13 protein-coding genes and 1 riboswitch are annotated in these 22,155 nt (G+C 40.2%); of the genes, 5 read left to right on the top strand and 8 right to left on the bottom strand.

The annotated features are described in order from the left end of the window. Positions 1-76 precede the first annotated feature (76 nt). Positions 77-331 (top strand): hypothetical protein, encoded by a 255-nt coding sequence (locus I5349_RS02155; RefSeq protein ID WP_226389083.1) that lies wholly within the window; start codon positions 77-79, stop codon positions 329-331. 54 nt (positions 332-385) lie between these two features. On the opposite strand, the gene I5349_RS02150 is transcribed toward I5349_RS02155, so the two are convergent. The 8 genes from I5349_RS02150 to I5349_RS02115 form a co-directional block, all read right to left on the bottom strand. After that, on the bottom strand, positions 386-1,051 hold the full coding sequence (locus I5349_RS02150) for a ferredoxin reductase domain-containing protein (RefSeq protein WP_226389082.1): 666 nt from the start codon (positions 1,049-1,051) through the stop codon (positions 386-388). Between the two features lie 142 nt (positions 1,052-1,193). Beyond that, the gene (locus I5349_RS02145; protein WP_226389081.1) at positions 1,194-3,233 is read right to left on the bottom strand and encodes a M3 family metallopeptidase; all 2,040 of its coding nucleotides are present in this window, start codon (positions 3,231-3,233) and stop codon (positions 1,194-1,196) included. A 78-nt stretch (positions 3,234-3,311) separates the two neighbouring features. After that, entirely contained in the window at positions 3,312-4,313 is a 1,002-nt protein-coding gene (locus I5349_RS02140; RefSeq protein ID WP_226389080.1) for a cation diffusion facilitator family transporter, read from the bottom strand. A 133-nt stretch (positions 4,314-4,446) separates the two neighbouring features. Continuing rightward, the gene (gene metF / locus I5349_RS02135) at positions 4,447-5,400 is read right to left on the bottom strand and encodes a methylenetetrahydrofolate reductase [NAD(P)H] (protein ID WP_226389079.1); all 954 of its coding nucleotides are present in this window, start codon (positions 5,398-5,400) and stop codon (positions 4,447-4,449) included. A 9-nt stretch (positions 5,401-5,409) separates the two neighbouring features. Beyond that, entirely contained in the window at positions 5,410-8,100 is a 2,691-nt protein-coding gene (gene metH, locus I5349_RS02130) for a methionine synthase (protein ID WP_226389078.1), read from the bottom strand. A 13-nt stretch (positions 8,101-8,113) separates the two neighbouring features. Then, positions 8,114-9,148 (bottom strand): homocysteine S-methyltransferase family protein, encoded by a 1,035-nt coding sequence (locus I5349_RS02125; protein WP_226389077.1) that lies wholly within the window; start codon positions 9,146-9,148, stop codon positions 8,114-8,116. A gap of 46 nt (positions 9,149-9,194) precedes the next feature. Further along, positions 9,195-9,298: riboswitch (SAM riboswitch) on the bottom strand. A 139-nt stretch (positions 9,299-9,437) separates the two neighbouring features. Then, positions 9,438-10,292 (bottom strand): thioredoxin family protein, encoded by an 855-nt coding sequence (locus tag I5349_RS02120; RefSeq protein ID WP_226389076.1) that lies wholly within the window; start codon positions 10,290-10,292, stop codon positions 9,438-9,440. Positions 10,293-10,390: 98 nt separating this feature from the next. After that, entirely contained in the window at positions 10,391-15,136 is a 4,746-nt protein-coding gene (locus I5349_RS02115) for a PAS domain S-box protein (protein ID WP_226389075.1), read from the bottom strand. 216 nt (positions 15,137-15,352) lie between these two features. Between I5349_RS02115 and I5349_RS02110 the strand changes: the two genes are divergently transcribed. The 4 genes from I5349_RS02110 to I5349_RS02095 all read left to right on the top strand — a co-directional run bounded on the left by I5349_RS02110 (position 15,353) and on the right by I5349_RS02095 (position 22,100). After that, positions 15,353-17,500, top strand: coding sequence for a S9 family peptidase (locus I5349_RS02110; protein WP_226389074.1), 2,148 nt, complete (start codon positions 15,353-15,355; stop codon positions 17,498-17,500). An 18-nt stretch (positions 17,501-17,518) separates the two neighbouring features. Then, positions 17,519-20,632, top strand: coding sequence for a S41 family peptidase (locus I5349_RS02105; protein WP_226389073.1), 3,114 nt, complete (start codon positions 17,519-17,521; stop codon positions 20,630-20,632). A gap of 154 nt (positions 20,633-20,786) precedes the next feature. Then, positions 20,787-21,533, top strand: coding sequence for a hypothetical protein (locus tag I5349_RS02100; protein WP_226389072.1), 747 nt, complete (start codon positions 20,787-20,789; stop codon positions 21,531-21,533). A 93-nt stretch (positions 21,534-21,626) separates the two neighbouring features. Next, a complete protein-coding gene (locus I5349_RS02095; protein WP_226389071.1) occupies positions 21,627-22,100 on the top strand; it encodes a DUF4199 domain-containing protein in 474 nt (157 codons plus the stop codon). Positions 22,101-22,155 lie beyond the last annotated feature (55 nt).

Here is a 22,155-nt window from a genome sequence, read left to right as displayed (position 1 = left end):
ATAAAAAATTTGAATATAAACAAATATTATCTACTTTAGTAATTATTGATTTATTTGATAAATAAATATAACTATAGTGTCAAAGCTGTTTTCAGAACATTCAGATAATTCTCGCGGAGCATGGATCAGCGAGCCAACTGCTACCAACCTCATCTGGGTAGTGCTGCTATGGTTTGTTGGTAACTCTCTAAGCGTCATCGCTATGACAGATTTGTTTAGAGAAAGTCTTTTTCAAAGCAGATTCGCTTTACTTTACTTCATTATGATAAGCTCTACCATAGTCATGCTAGTCGTGGTGATCAATTACTTTAGAAATAAAACAAACCATTAATAATCCACCCTATTTGAAAATGGCCAGCTTGAAGATTCAAGCTGGCCATTTTTATTATTTTTCAAAAGTAATTCCATCGGGATCTGCACCCAAAAACTTCAAGCTTTCACTTAAATCGGATACCATCTTGTCCGGACCGCAGATGTAAAAATTCTGAGAGAAATCACTGATATGTTTTTTCAAAAACTCCATATTGATCAATCCATGCTCATGACCGGGTATCTTCTCATCACTCAGGATGGAGGTAAACTGGTCTCCTAATAATTCTTGAAAATAACCTTCTAGAACGACATCTTTACCTGTCTTATTAGCAAATATAAGTCGATTACCAGTAGTCTCACCTTTGGAAGCTAAGTCTCTAAAAATACTGATGAATGGAGTGATTCCAGCCCCTCCTGCGATGAAAGTACCTTTACCATGATACTGGATAGCTCCCCAAGCGTCATCTAGGATAAGCTCTTCACCAGCGATCAATTCATCTATCTTTTTAGTCACGCCCTCATGATCTCTGTAAGATTTGATCACAAACTCCAAATGCTCATCAGAAGGCAAAGAAGTAAAGGTAAAAGGTCTCTTTTCATCTCGCCATCCTGATTGATTGATAGCTACTTCAGTCGCTTGACCAGGAATAAAATCATAACCTTTTGGCTTTTCGACTTTGAGCTGTTTTACATCATGTGTCAATGAAAAAATGTCTAGAATTTTAACTGTATATGCCATTTTAAAATCTATTTGGTTCTATAATATTAAGCAGATACGATGCAGATTGTTTTTTTACACTGATCAGACATGATTATACCTCATAAAAAATCAAGGTCTTACATAATTTGTAAGACCTTGATTATTATACGCTTGCTTCCTGTCAGCTTGCTTTTAGAAGCCCCGCTCTTCTCAACAAAGCTTCAGGCTTAGGCTCTCTCCCTCTAAAGCGCTTATAAAGCGTCATAGGATGCTCTCTCCCTCCTGCTGATAAGATATGCTCTTTGAAAAGCTGTGATACTTTAGGATCAAAAATCCCCGCTTCTAAGAAATACTCAAAAGCATCTGCGTCTAAAACTTCAGCCCATTTGTAACTATAATATCCAGCTGCATAGCCACCTTGGAATATATGTGAAAATGATGGACTGATAGCCGTTCCGGATACATTGGGTAGTACATTGGCTTCACGAGTAGTTGACTCTTCGAAAGCTAAAATATCCTTTAACTCAGCAGGGTCTATGCTATGATAAGTCATGTCGAGAATCCCAAAACTCAACTGACGGATAGTCTGATATCCTGCATGAAAGTTTGCACTGGCTTTGATCTTTTCTACTAGTGTCGATGGTATCGCCTCTCCAGTCTCATAATGCTTCGCAAAAAGATCTAAAGCCTCTTTTTCATAACACCAGTTCTCAAATATCTGAGAAGGTAACTCTACGAAATCCCAATAAACATTGGTGCCCGACAGACTCTCATAGTGACCATCTGCCAACATACCATGCAGTGCATGACCGAACTCGTGAAAAAGCGTGGTCACCTCATTAAAAGTAAGAAGCGATGGCTTAGTGCTAGTCGGTTTAGTGAAATTGCAGACTATAGAAATGTGTGGTCTTTGCTCTTGCTCTTTACGCTTGTTTTGTCCTCTGTAGCTAGTCATCCATGCACCGTTTCTCTTGCCAGCTCTCGGAAAGAAGTCAGCATAGAAAACAGCAACATGTCTCCCTTGACTATCTGATACTTCATATGCCTTGACTTCAGGATGATAGACAGGTATATCCTTATTCTCTTTAAACTGCAAATCATATAGCTTACCTGCTACTAGGAATACACCTTCTATGACATTTTCCAGTTTAAAATATGGCTTTAGTAATTCATCATCTATGGCAAACTTCTCTTTCTTGAGTTTTTCTGCATAGAAGGCTAAATCCCACTTTTGCAATTTTTCAGGACCTCCCATTTTTCTTGCAAAGTCTTGAAGCTCTTGCATTTCTTTTAAAGCTACAGGCTTAGCCTTTTCTAGCATATCAGACAAAAAATCTGTTACCTTTTTAGGCTTCTCAGCCATACGTTCTTCTAATACAAAATCAGCGAAAGAGTCATACCCCAAAAGCTTCGCTCTCTCATCCCTTAAAGTGATGATGTCTTTGATCACTTGAGTATTGTCAAATTCATCTCCTTTGAGGCATTTTGTATTATAAGCCATGAAGAGCTTTTCTCTAAGTGCTCTATTTTGAGCATAAGTCATAAAGGGTATATAGCTAGGATATGCGAGCGTCACTGCCCACTTGCCTTCATGCCCTCTCTCAGAAGCAAGTTCTGCAGCTGCGGCTATTTCGTCTTGTGGCAAACCATCCAAATCCGAAACATCCTCTAATATGAGTTCATAACGATTAGTTTCCGCCAGTACATTCTCACCAAACTTTAGGCTAAGCTGGGCTAGATCATTGTCGATGGCTCTTAGTCTCTCCTTCTTTTTCTCATCGAGCAGTGCGCCATTTCGTGCAAAGCCCTTGTATGTTTTCTCTAGTAGTGTCTGCTGCTCTGTACTTAACTGACTCTTATCTATTTGATCATAGACTGATTTGACTCGATCAAATAGCTCTTGGTCGAGCATGATATCATTGCTATAAGTCGTCAATAAAGGTGAAATCTCCCTTGCCAACTTCTGGATTTCATCATTGGTCTCTGCTGAATTGAGATTGAAAAAAATACTAGATATACGATCAAGCCTAGCTCCTGCAACTTCTAGAGCTTCGATTGTATTTTGAAAAGTGGGGATCTCCTTTACCTTTTTAATAGCAGCTATTTCTGACTTAGCTTCCTCTATAGCTGCTTTTATTGCTGGCAGGTAGTTTTCAGTCTTTATTTTATCAAAAGGTGCTGTATCAAATGGTGTTTTAAAATCTATCAATAATGGGTTCATAAACTTATTTTTTGTAAATGCATTCAAAGGTTATGCTGAATTTTGATTTGAAGTCATATTGTCAGACTTCCTGAAATTTTAATCGATTGCTTCGTGATAATGTTTTTGGTTTTTAGCCATGTTTTGTGAAGTCCAAGGGATGTCATGTCGTTTAGAATACTTTCTCACAGCACAATCAGCCACATTGCAGTATTGACAACAAAGATCTGGTAGACATGGATCCGCATGGATAAAGACTTCTACTACACCTGGAAGCTCTTTTTCCAAGATACGCTCCATCTCTTCAACCTCATCATGTACCGCTGTCAGGGTAAAATAGTACGGCAAAGTCAAATGACAATCTACATGGTGATCTCCACCGTAACGAAGCACCCTCAGATTGTGTACATCGATCCAGTTTTCTCGCCTGTTTTTATTGAGGCTTTTGACGACTTTACCGATCATCTTGGGACTAGACTCATCCATGAGTGCGCTGATCGACTCTTTGAGTATTTGAAACCCGCTATACAAAATGAAAAAAGCAAAAGCTAATGATAAGGCGCTATCCAACCATGGCCAGCCAGTCAAATAAACGATGACTACACCAAGCAGAAGCACCAAGCTACTCCAAGCATCAGTGAGGATATGCTTACCATCTGCTTTGATCGTAATAGAATTGAGCCTTTCACTTCGCTTGATGAGCGTCAGTCCAAGCACAAAGTTGACTCCTGTACTCAGCGCTATGAGTAAAAGACCAAAAGGAAGATTACGTGGAACGCTAGGGTCAATTAGCCCCTCAATTGACCTGAAACCAATGAAAAATGCAGCAATCACTATAAGTGCTCCCTCTAAACCTGATGAAAAAAACTCAATCTTGCCATGACCATAGGGATGATTTTCATCTTTGGGAAGCGCACTCAGATAAATGCTATATAGAGCAAACCCAGAAGCAACTACATTGATGATACTTTCTAGTGCATCAGACAGTATAGCATTTGATCCTGTGATAAAAAAAGCAACAAACTTAATGACTAATAATAAGACACTTACACCAAACGAAATGGCTATCAATCGCTGCTTTTCATCTTGAAACTTAAACATTATAAATGGTTTTTACTCTTCTAGCCTTCAATTTAATTGGGGCTTAAGGCGCTTCATAAAATGGATCTTTATAAAGTTATCAATTTTAAATATCCTACAATAAAAAAGTCAGCTGCAAAGCTGACTTTTTTGATTAAAACAATGCTTTAGCTATTCGATAAGTAGCTTCTGCCTTACTCATCGTATAGTAATGAAGACATGGTACACCCGCTGCTACGAGTTCTTTACTCTGCTGTATAGCCCATTGAATACCTACTTCTCTCACAGCGGCATTGTCTTTACATTTTTCCAATTCATCTAGCAGAGCATCTGGCATGTCAATGTGAAAAGTACTTGGTAGCATCGTGATCTGATTTAGTGTCGTAATGGGTTTCAGTCCTGGAATGATCGGTACATGTATGTCATTAGCTCTACACTTATCTACAAATTCAAAAAATTTCTGATTGTCAAAAAACATCTGAGTCACAATATAATCTGCTCCAGCCTTTACTTTTTCTTTGAGATACTTCATATCTGTACGTAGACTCGGTGATTCAAAGTGCTTCTCCGGATATCCTGCCACACCTATGCAGAAGTTAGTACTATTATTATTTTCCACTTCTTCGTGCAAGTAGTGACCATTGTTCATATCGACTACTTGCTTGAGCAGCTCAGAAGCATAAGCATGTCCATTGTCTTCTGGCATAAATCGACCTTCAGATTTGATCGCATCTCCTCTAAGTACTAGCACATTGTCCACACCGATGAAGTTGAGATCAATCAATGCATTTTCTGTTTCTTCTTTATTAAATCCACCGCAAAGCAAGTGCGGTACAGCATCTACTTTAAATCGATTCATGATCGCTGCACAGATCCCTACAGTTCCTGGCCTTTTGCGAGTAGATACACGCTCCAACAATCCATTAGGATGCTTTTTATAGATATATTCTTCTCTATGATAAGTCACATCGATGAAGGGTGGGTTAAATTCCATCAAAGGCTCTATGCTATTCATCATTTCATTCATATTTTGTCCTTTCAATGGAGGCAAAATCTCAAATGAAAACAGTGTTTGCTTTGCGTTTTGAATATGTTCGGTGATTTTCATATCGATTGATTAATAAGCTAAGTTAGGCGCTAACCATTTTTCCATTTCTTCCAGAGACTTCTGCTTTCTTTGAGCATAGTCGATTACCTGATCTTGCTCTATTTTGCCCAGTGCAAAATATCGAGACTTAGGATGTGAAAAATAAAATCCACTCACAGCTGCCGCAGGATACATAGCAAAGCTCTCTGTGAGTTTGATCCCAGCGAGTTTCTCTGCCTGAAGCAAATCAAATAGATCTGCTTTCTCTGTATGATCTGGACATGCAGGATAGCCAGGAGCAGGTCTGATTCCTTGATAGTTTTCTCTGATCAGCTGCTCATTTTCTAGTTTTTCATCTGGTGCGTATCCCCAAATTTCTTTTCTGACCTTCTCATGCATCAACTCTGCAAAAGCTTCTGCAAGTCTATCCGCTATGGCTTTTAGCATGATACTATTATAGTCATCGTGTGCTTGTTTGAATCTCTCCAAGTGCTCTTCTATACCTATACCAGCTGTGACAGCGAAGAAGCCAAGGTAATCATCTTGCTCCTTGACAAAATCCGCTAAAGAGACATTGGCAAGTCCTTTACCTTTCTTTCCTTGCTGACGTAAAAAGTGAAAACTCTTTATCTCAGCACCAGTCTGTGGATCAAAGACCTTGATATCATCACCATTTCTCTGAGCTGGAAATAAACCCACCACTGCATTGGCTTGAAGCCATTTTTCACTGATCACTTGATCGAGCATGGCTTGAGCATCATCAAAAAGTCTTTTAGCTTCTTCACCTACTACTTGATCCTCAAAGATTTTAGGATATTTGCCGCTAAGCATCCATGTGCTGAAAAATGGCGTCCAATCGATATAAGCTCTAATTTCCGCTAAATCATAGGTATTAAAGGTCTGAAGACCTAACTGCTTTGGTTTAGGTGGTGTGTAATCATTCCAATCTATCTGAAGTGCATTTGCCTTAGCCTCTTGATAACTGATATAGTTTTTCTCCTTTTGTCTACTTAGGTGATCCTCTCTAAGTTGTGCATACTCTTCTTTGATTTTACCAAAAAGCTTATCATAAGACTCCTCTCCCGTCAACTCGCCAGCAACAGGGACACTCTTAGAAGCATCAAGCACGTGCACAACAGCTCCACTATACACGGGATCTATCTTTACAGCGGTATGTATTCGTGAGGTAGTAGCACCTCCTATGAGGAGAGGGATCTTGAGTCCTTGACGTTCCATCTCCTTCGCGACAAAGACCATCTCATCTAGTGAAGGGGTGATCAGTCCAGATAAACCTATGATATCAACTTCCTCTTTGATAGCCGCAGCGATGATCTTATCAGCTGGCACCATCACTCCTAGATCGATGATTTCATAATTATTGCATGCGAGTACTACACTCACGATATTTTTACCGATATCATGCACATCGCCTTTTACGGTAGCCATGAGTATTTTGAGTGGACCTCTTGATTGGGTGCCTCCTGCTGCTTGTATCTCTCGTTTTTTTTCAAGGATAAAGGGTTCTAAGTAAGCTACAGCTTTCTTCATGACACGAGCACTTTTAACCACTTGTGGAAGAAACATTTTGCCAGAGCCAAAAAGGTCTCCTACGACATTCATTCCATCCATTAGAGGGCCTTCGATCACTTTCAGTGGATCATTTAGTTTCAACCTAGCTTCTTCCGTGTCAGCATCAATGTATTCCACGATGCCTTTGATCAGTGCATGTTCGAGCCTCTTTTCTACGGGATCATTACGCCAAAGCTCAGCTTCTTTTTCCTTTTTATCTGAACCTACCACCTGCTCTGCAAAGGCCATCAAACGCTCTGTGGCATCAGGTCGTCTATTCAATAGGACATCTTCGACATGCTCTAAGAGATCCTTTGGGATATCATCATAAACTTCGAGCATCGTAGGATTCACGATGCCCATATCCATACCATACTGTATCGCATGGTATAGAAAAGCCGAATGCATAGCTTCTCTAACCGTATTATTCCCTCTAAAAGAAAAAGAAACATTACTTACGCCTCCACTTACTTTAGCTCCTGGTAGGTTTTCTTTGATCCACTTGGTGGCTCTGAAAAAATCAATGGCATTATTGACATGCTCCTCCATTCCAGTAGCGACAGGAAATATATTTGGATCGAAAATAATATCCTGAGGAGGAAAGTCCAATTGTTCTCTTAGGAGATTATAGCTTCGCTCACAGATGGCTATCCTCCTTTCATAAGTATCCGCTTGACCGTCTTCATCAAAGGCCATAATCACTACTGCTGCTCCAAACCTTTTGATCTTTTTTGCTTGGGCTAAAAACTCTGCTTCACCACCTTTTAAACTAATGGAATTGACAATACCCTTACCTTGAATACACTTTAGGCCTGCTTCAATGATGTGCCACTTAGAGCTATCTATCATGATCGGAATGCGTGATATATCTGGCTCCGCAGCTATTAGGTTGAGGAATTTAACCATGGCAGCTTCCCCATCAAGCATCCCTTCGTCCATATTGACATCAAGTACTTGAGCGCCACCTTGTACTTGATCCAAAGCGATTCCTAAAGCTTCATCAAATCTACCATCCTTGATCAGTCTGGCAAACTTCTTTGACCCAGTTACATTTGTTCTTTCACCGATATTGATAAAATTAGCGCTGGGAGTAACCACCAAAGGCTCCAATCCAGATAATCTTAGGGTATAATCTTTACTCGTTTGTGTCATGATGGAAAATATCTTAAGCTAATGCCTCTGCTGTTGTTCTAGGACTATACTTGGCTGCTACTTCAGCGATGGCTTTAATGTGAGGGGGAGTTGTCCCGCAGCAGCCTCCTACTATATTGAGCAGTCCTTCTTGTAAAAACTCCTCTACTTGAGCAGCCATCAACTCTGGTGTTTGATCGTAAGCACCAAACTCATTAGGTAGTCCAGCATTAGGATGGGCGCTCACTGCAAACGGAGCTTTACGGGCTAGGACTTGTAGATAAGGTCTAAGCTCTTTAGCACCTAAGGCACAGTTTAATCCAATGCTTAAAAGAGGCACATGGGACAATGAGATCAAAAAGGCTTCAGTGGTCTGACCTGAGAGTGTGCGTCCACTGGCATCTGTGATAGTACCCGAAACCATGATCGGAAGGCCAAAATCAGGTTGATTTAATTGCTTAGCATATTCCTCATAGACATCTTGTATCGCATACAGTGCTGCCTTGGCATTGAGCGTATCAAAAACAGTCTCTACCAATAATATGTCCGCTCCACCATCTATCAAACCTCTGATCTGCTCAGTGTAAGCCTCCACCAATTGATCAAAATTAATTGCTCTAAAACCTGGATCATTGACATCTGGAGAGATGGAAGCAGTCCTATTGGTTGGACCTATAGATCCGGCTACGAATCTAGGTTTGTGAGGATTATTCTCTGTAAATGCGTCAGCAACTTCTCTAGCTATCTTTGCCCCTTGAAGATTAAGTTCATAAGCCAAATGCTCCAAACCATAATCAGCCTGAGCGATACTAGTACTGCTAAAAGTATTGGTCTCTGCTATATCCGCTCCAGCTTCAAAATAGGCAGCATGGATCTCTTTGATGACATCTGGCCTTGTCAGTGTCAATAGATCATTATTTCCTTTGAGAGGATGCGTGTGATCCACGAGTGAGGTATTGCGAAAATCATTTTCCTCTAGCTTATATCGCTGGATCATCGTGCCCATGGCACCGTCCAATATGAGAATACGTTCTTTGAGGAGTTTAAGGAGTTGTTCTTTTCTATTCATAGTCTACTAATCAACTATCGAGAAAGAACCGCTAAGAGGTAGCGTTTGCTCATCTTTATCTAAATAGATCATTTAGAATGGGAATTAGCACCTTGTTTTCAGGTTGCTAAGACGTCAACGGGCCCGTCCCTCAGTCTTTCTCGATAAGCAAGCTCAAATGTAGGCTAGAAATATGGATTATGAAAGTTTGGACTCGGATTTTTGAGAATTTATCAAAGATCAAAAGTATATAAAAATCAAAAGCCATCCCTATAGTTAGAGATGGCTTTTACTTTAGATTCTTTTAAACTTACCTTTCCTTCATCTCAGCGTAATATCCTCTAAGTCTCTCTTCAAACTCTGGCCATTTATCTTCCAAAAAGATTGGCTTAATGAGTACTAGCAGCTTCTCAAATGTGTCATCATCCTGATTATTTGCTGCTTTAATAATGTTAGCATCAATAATTGAAAACACCTTTTCATTCATCAATTCATCACCATATATATTCAAGTAAGTATTGATATTCACTAGAAAATACTCTGTCGCAGGATAGTTGATATCAGTAGCATTTTGATAAAAAAGTATAAAGGTATCCTCATCTTCTAATGCACTACCTGGCAATGTCTGGAAGTAAGCATCAATCAAGTGGCTTACATCTTCACCTTCTTCATTGAGTGCATCGATGTATGATTTCAAAAACTCTTGAGACCTATCTCCTGTAGCATACTGTTTAGAAAGCTCATAGGAAGGAGCTGATGTTGGATCTTTTACCCATCTTCCAACATTTAGAAAGTTTTCGACTTCTCTATAACCTACCAGCTTTTTGACGATTTCTCCATCAGGGTTAATAAAAAACATAGTAGGATAAGCGGTCACTGGATACGTTTCATCAAATACCAGACCTGCTTCAGATTCCATGTCAATTTTGAAATTAACAAAAGTCTCGTTGTAAAACTCCCCTACCTCATCAGCAGCAAAGACATTTTGATCCATCATCTTACATGGACCACACCAAGTCGCATAGGCATCTACAAAAATTAATTTATTCGATTCCTTAGCCTGTTTGAGTACATCGCTCCAATCTCCTTTATTGAAATTGATCGGTTCAGCCAACAGGGACAAGCTAAACAACAAAGCGACAAATGATAGAGTGATTTTTCTCATGATATGTGTAAAGATGATCTCTTAGGAAAGTTACCAATTAAATAGCAAACTGTGTAGCAAGAGAAAAGATTTACATAAAAAATACCCAATATCAGGTATTAATACTTAATGAAACGCTCTAGGTAATGGGCGATTTTAGTACTTAATTCATTGGGATTAAAAGGCTTAGAGATGTAGTCATCTAGTCCATTTTTTTCTAATTGGTCTTTCACCTCTATCAAAGAGCTTGCAGACAGGGCTATGATCGGTACTTGGAGATAGTGCGGATCTTTCATGAGGCGAATCGCTTTAGCTGCTTCAAATCCATCCATGACAGGCATCTGTAAATCCATCAAGATCAGGTCATATCTTTCTAAATAGACTTTACGAAGTGCTTCTACGCCATTGCTCGCATGATCTATGTGTTTGATCTGCCATTTTCTTAAAAACTTCTCTACCATCAGACGATTGACTGCATTATCTTCTACTACTAGAATTTTCGCTGCTGTATGGTCTTTGAGATCAGTATTTTCTAATTGCTTTTGAAGGGCTTTTGGGTTTTCTGCTCTTTCTAATAATAAGTCAAATGTAAACTTAGCACCACTTCCTAGCTCACTTTCTACAGTAACTTCAGATTTAAATAGCGTTAGTAATCGCTTCACAATGGCCAAACCTAGCCCAGTACCTCCGTACTTTCTCGTAGTATCTGTACTGGCTTGCGTGAAAGCTTCAAAAATAGAATCTAACTTATCAGAAGAAATCCCTATGCCCGTATCTGAAATCTCAAATCGCAACAGATGTCCCTTCTCATCCGAAGAAAGTAGCTGTACATTGACGCTCACAGATCCTTTGTCAGTAAACTTCACAGCATTACTTAGGAGATTATTGATCACTTGACTGAGTCGCATAGAGTCTCCTCTCACTTCCTCAGGTATCTCATCATCTATGCTGAGGCTTATATGGATGGACTTTTCACGTGCTTGATAAGAATAGCTGTGAACGATGCGCTGCATCAACTCTCTAAAACTAAAGTCAATATGCTCTAGCACAAGCCTCCCCGATTCTATTTTATTGTAATCGAGGATGTCATTGATCAAGCCAAGTAGATTTTCAGCTGAGAACTGAAGTGTTTTGAGATTTTCCAACTGATCTGGACGAGGATCATCCTCTATGAGTAAGTGTGACAATCCAATTACAGCATTCATCGGAGTTCTGATCTCATGACTCATGATAGAGAGAAACTGTGTCTTGGCTACAGCAGCCTGCTCAGCTTTGTCTTTAGCCTCTAATAACTGCCTCTGAGCAAAGGACAGCTCCGTGATATCTCTAGCTATACCCACATAGTATCGAGGCTTATCATGTTCATCTTTGATGAGTTTTCCCTCATGCGTGTAGACTCTATACTCACCAGCATTAGTCCTTATTTTATACTCAAAGTTTGGCACATCTTCTCTCTCTTGAACTACCTTAGCAAAACTTTCTTGAATCTTCCCTCGATCATCTTCATGAAGGAAATCTAGAAAGGATTTACCAATCAATTGCCTTGGTTCATAGCCTAGATAATGCTTCGTATTGGGTGATAAATAAGAGAATCTCAACTCCAAATCAATAGAGAAAATGATCTCTGAAGACTCTTCAACAAGCGTTCGATACTTTTCTTCACTTTGTCTCAGGGCTTCTTCGGCCTTGGTGCGCTCTGTGATATTTCTGACGATACCCAAACCATAAGTGATCTTTTTGTACTCATCTAATATTGGGTGGATGATCACTTCGTAAAAAGCTTCATTGAAAGGAAAAGCACCCGTGACAGTCATTTTTCGCTCAAAGCATGTATTGACCAAGGATTGGATGTATTCTTGACTTTTGATCTTCACATCCTTGATCTTGAATCCTTCAAACATCTTTGAAGATACTCCCCAATCTTTGAGATCAGTGCCCTCCGCGATGATATAGCGCTGCTCATGATCAAAAAGAAACACATTAGTCTCTGGAATATTGGCTGCTAATACCCTGTACCTACTTTCACTCTGCTCCAAGGCCAGTCTTGCCAGCTTTCTCTCAGTGATATCAAGTAAAACTCCCTGATGTGAGATGATATTTCCCTTTTCGTCATAGACCTCATTGGTTTTATCTTCTACCCATCTCAGTTCGCCACTCTTACACTTGATCCTATATTCCCCACTGAAAGCTTTAAAACCTTTATTGGTTTTTACAGTATCAAAGTATTTAGAAATATTCGCAATGTCCTCTTCGTACACTAAGTCGAGAAAATTCACTTTATCATTGATGAGGTCTTGAGCATTGTAGCCAAACTGGCTGATGTTATCAGACATGTAGCGTATCGGAAAGCGATCATCTGCTTCTAATAAGAAGAGTACAGCAGGGCTATTCTCTACGATCAGACGCGCCTTTCTACTAAGCTCTTCATAGCGTTTCTTGGTCTCTACTTCTCTGATGATAGAGGTATAGCCTATTGCCTTTCCCCGCTCATTGAAGAGCACTTGAAAAGAAGATTCGACTGGAATGGCTCTACCGTCTTTGAGATGATGAATCACTTCACCGCGCCAAGATCCTTCTTCTCTTATTTGCTTAAAGCACGCCTCTTTTTCTGCTGTCGAATAGTACTCCCAGATCAAGGCTTCTTTGATCTTTTTACCGAGGATCTCCTCTTTTGATATTTTGTAAACTCGCTCTGAGGCCTGATTCCAATATGTCACTCTAAAATCAGCATCAATGGCCATCACAGGATCATTGATCTGAGAGAGCATTTGTGCTTGCAATACGATATTGTACTCAGCGTCTTTCCGCTCTGTAATATCCTGAACGATACCGACAAGCTCGATAGGTTCTCCTAGTTCATTGGCTTTGAGACGTGCACTCGCAAGCACGTGTCTCTTGACTCCTAGGCCATTTTTAATTCTAAACTCAAATGGCTCTACAGTCTCTCCAAAAAGTAATCTCTTAATCTGTCTCTTGACTCTCGCTCGATCACGCTTGCTTACACGACCAAAAAGGCCTTTGAATGAATGCTCCAAGGTTCCTTGTTTGACACCATAAATCTCAGCTAGCCCCTCAGAGAAGATCAACTCATTACTCGATGCAATCCATTTCCAGCTGCCTGATTTAGAGATGATCTCTGTTTGGGAAAGTAGCTGCTCATTAGCTTTAAGCGCTTTCTCCACCTCATTTCGCTTATACGCACCCATGATGATATGTCCCAACTGCCTGAGCACATATTCGTCATTTGTATGCCAGTTTCTGGCTTGTAAAACCGTATCAAAACCATAAAAGCCCTTCAGAACTCCGTCAGACATCAATGGAAAGCTTACAAATGACTTTGTGACAGACTTGGATATGCTCTCGAGAAATGATGCTGAAACTCGGAAATCAGTATCGACATCGTTGATAAAAACGACTTCATCTGCCTCAAACTTATTCATCAGCCAATCTGCCAAATCTCCTACGAGTATATGCTGACTAGCCGATAGGGGCGTCACTTCAGGTAAGTTCCATTCCTCTTGCAAATAGAAAAAATCCGCTCCTTCAGAGAGCATGTACAAATAGGCTCTGTCGGCCTTTTCGAAAATGGCTAACCGTTGAAGCGCTTCTTTGGTCAAGCGATCAAAATCAGCAGAGGTAGCATTGATAAATAAAGTAGATACCTCATTAATCAAATGTTCTAACTCAAACCGCTTCTTGAGTGATTTCTCCGCCTTTTTATAAGCGGTGATATCTCTTGAATTGAGCAAGATGCCATTGATAGAAGGATCATGCGTGAGCACCGTAGCGATACCTTCAAGCAGCACATATCCACCATCTTTAGTCACATGTCTGAAGTCTACTTGAAGTGTTTTTCCAAAATTGTTTCGCTCCTTGTAAAACAACTCCTTGATCGCCTGTCTGTCATCTTCATGTACCATGTTGAATGCAGGCTGACCGATCACTTCCTCTTCTGTAAATCCGAAATAACTGTAAAAAGAAGGGCTCTCATAGAGCATCGACCCATCTTCACCTATGATCGCTATGAAGTCAGAGCTATTTTTCAATAATGAATTGAAGAAATCAATGTTCCGATCTTTTAAAAAAATAGAGTTTTTGACAGGAGTGATGTCTGTAACCAACCCTGTAAATTTTAGTAGCTGACCATTCGCTCCAAATACTGGAAGCCCTTGTATTCTTAGCCATTTGGATGGATTTCTACTGAGTCTAAATTCTATGCGTATTTCCTTTTCTTGCTCCCAACCTATCGCCATCTGTTGTTCGAAGCTACTTTTGTCTAAGTGATAGACTTGACTATACCAGTTTGGAGCAAATCCTGCTACAGGTGGATAGGCTAATCCTAGCAACTTATACGTACCCTCAGACCAGATCTGCGGTGATTGCTCAGTTGCATACCACTCCCATGTACCTGCATGTGCTCCATCTAGCGCAAGTTTGAACCTAATATTTTCCTCTTCTTGCTTGATTGCCTGTAGCTTGAGCGTGGTGATATTCTTTCCTATCGATTGCCAAAAAAGCAAGTCACCCTCTTCATTAGAGATAGGGATATCTGTCCATTCTATCCAATGCGCTTTTCCTTGAGCATCAGTGATCAGCGCCTCATCTTTGACCGTCTTACGCGTTTTATTATGATGTTGGAGTTTTTCTAAAAACACTTCTCTTTCATCCTCATCGACCAGATCAAGTAGATTAAACCCTTTGATTTGTTCGGTCTTAAAACCAAAAAAATCAGCATACGCTTGATTGGAAAAAAGCAATCTATACTGCGGATCATAATAGCATATCAAATCACTTTGACTATCTATCAATAGTTTTAAAAGTGACTGATCTTTATTAAAATCGATGCTAGGACTATTAATCTCCATTTATTTTACTTTACCGTTTGAGTTTTTATCAATTGTGTCATTTTGATACTTCCTTTTTTTATTTGGATAAAGTCCCAAATAAGATGCACTCAAACTGAATAAACCTAATGCTATTTACGAAAAAAAAAGCCAAGTAACCAATAAGTGTCTGCTTTGAAAATGCAGTACTTATCTGAAAGAAAACTATATTTAATGATCCAACGATCGAAACAACCTATGATAAAAAGAAAAAATCACTTGCTGCTTTTACTAGGGTTATTCCTTTTAAACCTATCAGCCCTAGCTCAAGAAAAAACATTGATCAAAACTAGCGACCTGACTAAGATCGTCACCACAGGTGGTCAAGATATCTCAAATGATGGCAAATGGGCCGTTTTTGTCAAAAATAGTATTCAACACAAAAGCGAAAATCAGTACAACTATCAAAGTCATCTATGGTGGGTAGACCTCAGCACAGGTGAGCTCAAACAACTCACCCATGGGGATAAAAATGATAGTCAGCCTGCGATCTCTCCAGATGGCAAACACATAGCCTTCGTTAGATCGAATCAGATATGGCTACTACCGATAGCTGGAGGAGAAGCATTTGCTCTCACTGAGCATCCTAATGGCGCTAGCGCGCCAAGCTGGTCTCCTGATGGCTCTCAGATACTTTTCAGTAGCACCATCCCTATGTGGGATCTCGAAGGAAAACCAACTTGGCCTTATGAGCGTCCAGGAAGAAAGTATGGTGATGAACCTAACTACAAAGCAAAAGAAAAACCTTCTATCAAAGGGAATCCTGATGGCACACTTGAAGAAGTTCGTGCTTGGCTAGCAGAAAATGCAGCCAAAAATGACCCTACAGTGATTGATAGATTGAATTTTTTAGGTGAAAAATCACTTTCTCCAGACCTCTACTTCAGCCATCTATTCTCGATAAGACTGAGCGATCGCGAACAAATACAACTAACTGATGGCTTTCAAAACTACTACAGTGCTACTTGGGCACCAGATGGGAGCCACCTACTAGCTACCTCTGTCAAGTATGAAGAACATCCTGACAGAACAATGCATACCGACATTTATAAAATCAATCTTAGTGATAAAAAAGCATCTCTATTTCTTCATATCACTAATCATCGAGTAGGTAACCCAGTCTATTCTCCAGATGGAAAACTCGTGCTATTTGGAGGTCAAGACATCAGAGAAAGCAGTTACAACCAGAGTATGTTAGGAGTAGTCAGTGCTGAAGGCACTAATACCCAATGGATCACTGAAGAACTAGATAGAAGCGCTGGGAGCCATACTTGGTCACCAGATGGTCAATCAGTTTACTTCACAGCTGCCAACCAAGGAGGATTTACCTTATACCAATATAATGTCAAAACTGCAGAGATCAATGAAACCATCTCTGGACCAGTTGGTGTGACAGATTTTGCTTTGGCAAATGATAAAATACTCTACACCCTCACCAAAGTAGCAAATCCAAGTGAACTCTATCTCAGAGAGATCAAAGGAAAAAAAGTAGAAACCAAACAACTCACAAAATTTAATGAGTCTTGGCTAGCTAACAGACTGATCGTAGAGCCTACCGCCCACAGGTATACTACAGTAGAAGGCTATGAAATAGACTATTGGGTGATGGAGCCAGCTAAGCGCCAAGAAGGAGTTAAGTATCCAACAGTACTCCAGATGCATGGTGGACCAAGTGCGATGTGGGGACCTGGCGAGTTTAGTATGTGGCATGAATTTCAACTCATGGCTGCATGGGGATATGGAGTGGTATACGCCAATCCGAGAGGAAGTGGTGGCTATGGCAAAAACTTCCAGAGAGGAAACTATCGCAACTGGGGAGATGGACCTGCCGCTGATGTACTCGAAGCACTCGATCTCGCTACAGAGCAATACAGCTGGATAGATCGCAATCAATATGTCTTAACAGGTGGTAGCTACGCTGGCTATCTGACCGCATGGATCGTAGGACATGACCACAGATTCAAGGCTGCCTATGCGCAGCGTGGCGTGTATGAACTTACTTTCTTCATGGGGGAAGGCAATGCTTGGAGACTCGTCCCTAATCACTTTGGCTATCCATGGGAAGACGGTGTCAAAGAAATCCTAGACTATAACTCTCCCCAAAACTATGTGCAAGACATCCGTACGCCACTACTCATTCAACATGGTAGCGTAGACTACCGCACAGGTGTCAGACAGTCTGAGCTACTCTACAAAAGTTTGAAAATCCTAGGCAAAGAAACTGAGTATGTACGCTATCCAGATGAAGGACACGAACTCAGCAGATCTGGCGCTATCCATAGACGCATGGACAGGCTCAATCGCATCATTGAGTTCTTTGAACGCTATGTAAAACACCCAAACTAATCTAAGCAGCTATACATCATGATCAAGAAAATACTCATGTTATCTATAGGCTTGACTTTTGGCTATTCACTAAAAGCTCAAAACGCCTACTTTAGTACACATCCTGCCCCAAACCCTGACGGTACCCAAGTGTACTTTGCCTATCAGGGGGATATTTGGGTCACAGAAACTAAAGGTGGTACAGCGCGTAGAGTCACCGCAATGCCTGGAGATGAATCTCACCCAAGGGTTTCTCCAGATGGCAAATGGCTAGCCTTTACTGGCGCTCAAGACGGCAATCCAAATATCTATGTCATGCCTATCGATGGCGGTGATATCAGACAACTTACCTATCACGATGGCGCGGATTTGATGAGTTCTTGGAGCTGGGATAGTGAGCAGCTTTACTTTTCCTCTAATCGCTACAATAGGGTCTCCACCTATCAAGTATCGCTAGCAGGTGGTACCCCCAAGCGACTTTTTGGACATTACTTTAATATCCCTCACGACTTACTAGAAAATCCACTGAACAAAGAGCAGTATTTCTTCACAGATTCATGGGAGAGCTACAATCAAGCCTCTCGCAAACGTTACAAAGGGGCTTTTAACCCTGATATCAAGTCCTATGATATCAAAAAAGATAGCTATGAGCAATTAACCAACTATGAAGGCAAGGACATGTGGCCTAGCTTTTCGAAAGCTGGACAGCTATACTTTGCTTCTGATGAAGTCAATGAGGAAATGAACCTTTATACTTTAGAACAGGGTAAAAAAGTAGCCTTGACAAACTTCAAAACAGCCATCAGAAATCCACAAGTGAGTGCCAATGGACAAGTGGTCGTGTTCGAAAAAGACTATCAGCTATTTGCCTACTACCCTGCTGATAAATCTACAAAAGAGATACCCATCAGCATCAGTAGTGCCAATGCCCTAGAAACTAGTCAAACTTTTAACACGAGTGGAAACATCAGCCACTATGATATCTCATCAGATGGCAAGAAGATCGCCTTTGTTTCTAGAGGACTCCTCTTTGTGACTGATATCAAAGGAAAGTTTACCCAAAGAATCCCTACACCTCTGCATGAAAGAGTTCAAGAAGTCAATTGGCTTGAGGACAATAAAACTTTAATATTCAATCAAACCAACAAAGGCTGGAGAAACCTCTATACTGCTGCAGCAGATGGTAAGGGAATTCCAAAGCAAATCACCTCTCAAGAGCAGCATGATCGTGATCTTGTGATGTCAGCTGATAGGAAGTTAATGGCTTTCTATAGTGGGAGAAATGATGTCAAAGTGATCAATCTTACCGATCTCAAAGTGCAAACAGTTGCATCGGATGAGCTGTGGGGATTTCAAAATAATCCAGCACACTTCTCTCCAGACAATAAATTTCTAGCCTTCAATAGCACTAGAAATTTTGAGAAGGAAATCATCATAGTCAATCTAGAAACCAAGCAGATCACCAATCTGACACACACTATGGTTTCCGAAAACAGTCCTCACTTCTCAGCTGATGGACAGTATATCTACTTTTCTACAGATCGTACGCAGCCTTCCTATCCTACTGGTGCTACAAGCCCAAAAATTTACCGTATCCCACTTGTCAAGCTGATGGAGCCTTTTAAAAGTGATGAGTTTGAAAAACTCTTCGAGGATGAAGGTCTCGACAAAAAAGGCGATAAAATAAATGTAAGCATTGATTTCAAAGATATAGAGAAGCGATGGGAACAAGTGACTACAGCTAGCAACTCTCAGGTGAGCCCTTTTACCATTGTCAAAGATGGAAAGCATACAGTGCTCTATAATTCCAATCAAGATGGTGCAGGATTTACGCTTTGGAAAACAGAAATAGCGCCTTTTGAAAATAATAAAACAGAAAAGTTTAAAGGAACCAGAGGAAGTATCAATAATATAGTAGCAGCCAAATCTAATATCTATGGACTGATGGGTGGAGATATCCATCAACTCAAAGTAGATGCTGGCACAGTCGAAAAGATCAGTATAGATTACCGATTTGAGAAGAACCTCAGAGCTGAATTTGAGCAAATGTTCTATGAGACATGGGCAAATATTGCTGAGAATTTCTATGATAAAGACTTTCATGGCATAGACTGGAAAGCCATCAAAAAGACCTATGAAGTACACTTACCTAAGGTGACCAATCGATCTGACCTTCGTGTGTTGACCAATCAGATGCTTGGCGAGATCAATGCTTCTCACATGGGCTTTAATAGCTCAGGAAGAGAAGAATCTAGCTACTATCGTCAAAGAACTGCGATGCTTGGTATAGTATTTCAAACGGACAAACCCTACACAGTAGATTATATCATCAAAAATGGACCCCTTGATTACCCAAACAATACCATAAAATCGGGAGACATCCTCACCGAAATCAATGGACAAAAGATCGACTCCAAGGTCAACATGTATCAATACCTCACCAGTGCTGATATCTCGCCTGAACTTACACTGACATTCAGTGATGGTAAAAATAGTAAAATGGTAAAGATACATCCTATTAGCACTGGCGCTTACTCTAACTTACTTTATGATGAGTGGATGGATGCTAACCAAGCCAAAGTAGACGAATTGAGTAATCAAAAAATCGCCTACATCCATATGAAAAATATGAGCGGTGGTGAATTAGAAAGATTTCTCATAGAAATGGCCAATGAAGCACAGTATAAAGATGGACTCATCTTGGATTTGAGAAATAATACTGGTGGCAATGTACATGATAAAGTGCTGCAAACACTCAGTCAGAAAACCTATGCCAACTGGCAATACAGAGAAGGGAATCCAACCTCTCAACCAAACTTCACTCCTTCAGATAAACCTATCGTACTGCTGATCAATGAGCAAAGTCTCAGTGATGCCGAGGTGACTGCCGCTGGCTTCAAAGCTTTGAAGCTAGGGACTATTATGGGTAAAGAAACTTACCGATGGATCATATTCACTTCTGCATTTGGCCTAGTAGATGGTTCATCACATAGAATGCCAGCCTGGGGACTTTATGATTTGGAGGGAAATGATCTCGAACTAACTGGTGTTCAGCCTGATATAGAAGTGGATCAGACATTTAAAGATCGACTCAAAGGAAATGATCCTCAAATAGAAGAGGCTGTCAAGCTCATTCTAAAACAAATGAACTAGATCTTATACATTTTCATCAAAACGAAAACCTGCAAGTCTTGTATTTGCAGGTTTTTTATTTTCACTCAAGCAAGAAAAATACCCATAAAAGGTGATGTTTTAGCAGGTATATTCTTTTTACCTTGCGAGACATTTACATCAGCCTAAGCTAGTTTTGAAAATCATTAAAAAAACGGACATCTCTCCACAAGAGATGCGCAGTATAAAAAATACCTTTCTTCCCTATCAAGTACTCACCTATGTAGCAGGTGCATTGATGATCTCCTCTATTTTTGTGATCCTATATCTAGATGTCGATCATATCGTATTCAGCATATTTGCTAGTATTAATTTGATCGCTTTTTTGATTGGTATAAAAAAGTATACAGAATGGATAAGCATCAAGCGCAATAGCTTCGAACTTACAAGACAGGCAGATATCGCAGATGTTTACCAAATACTACTCGTAACTAATAGAAATAAGCAAGAGGTCGATAGCTACCTAGGCATCAAGGTGGCAGGAGAAGAATATCTCGTAAAGCCAGAACATGTATCTCAATACATCTATCCAACAGATAAAATAACTTTTAAACACAATCAATTCGAAAAAATCATCAAGTCTGTAGATGTAGTTGCTTCCAGCGTATCCAAAGAAGATGAAGAAGAGCCCGCTGGCGAAAACCTCGCGAAAGTAACAGATAAATTTAAGAGCATGGTGCCTATCGACAGTGTGAAACCGCTATCCTATCAACCCAATATCAATATTCACTTTAGATACTATGTGGTATTGGATGATGAGCACCACTATCGCGTCACAGAGGCTAAGTTTGATCAGTTAGTGATCGGTGATATGGTCAGTGTGCGATTAGAAAAAGGTGACGATGACATCTCACTTAAGATCAAAAAGATAAACCCTAACTAAGCCTAGATCAAAAGCTCCACAAGTATTTTCATCGTTATTCTGAATCATTAGAATTCTGTGTAAATTGGTTTAACAAATAAACCAACACAGACTATGAAGAAATTTACCCTTGAAATCAAATGGGCAGTCATATTTAGCCTAATGACAATCCTTTGGCTAACTTTTGAAAAGCTCATGGGATGGCATGATGAACTCATTGCACAGCATGCCTCCTACACCAATTATTATGCGATTCCCTCTATTCTCGTTTATTATTTTGCCCTAAGAGAAAAACGCAGCCAACTTGGCGGCAGTATCACTTGGCTACAAGGATTTGTCGCTGGTTTATACATTTCCTTATTTGTAGCAGCCCTCAGTCCATTAGCCATCTATATCAGCTTAGGCTATATCAGTCCAGATTATTTGACTAATGCCATAGCCTATGGCATAGCAGAGAACAAGGGATCAGCGGAAGAGTTGGAAGCATACTTTAACTTGAAGAGTTACATCATCCAAGGTGTCATCGGATCTATGTTCATGGGAGCACTGACTGCCGCGGTGATAGCATTTGTGGTCAAAAAGAAATAACCAAACCAATCCTTCTAATCAATAGCTTATAAAGATTAAAAAATATTTGAGCATT

The sequence above is a fragment of the Penaeicola halotolerans genome, assembly GCF_016464625.1.
GTDB classification, from domain to species: Bacteria; Bacteroidota; Bacteroidia; order Cytophagales; family Cyclobacteriaceae; genus Penaeicola; species Penaeicola halotolerans.
This window is presented reverse-complemented; position numbering and strand designations above follow the sequence as displayed.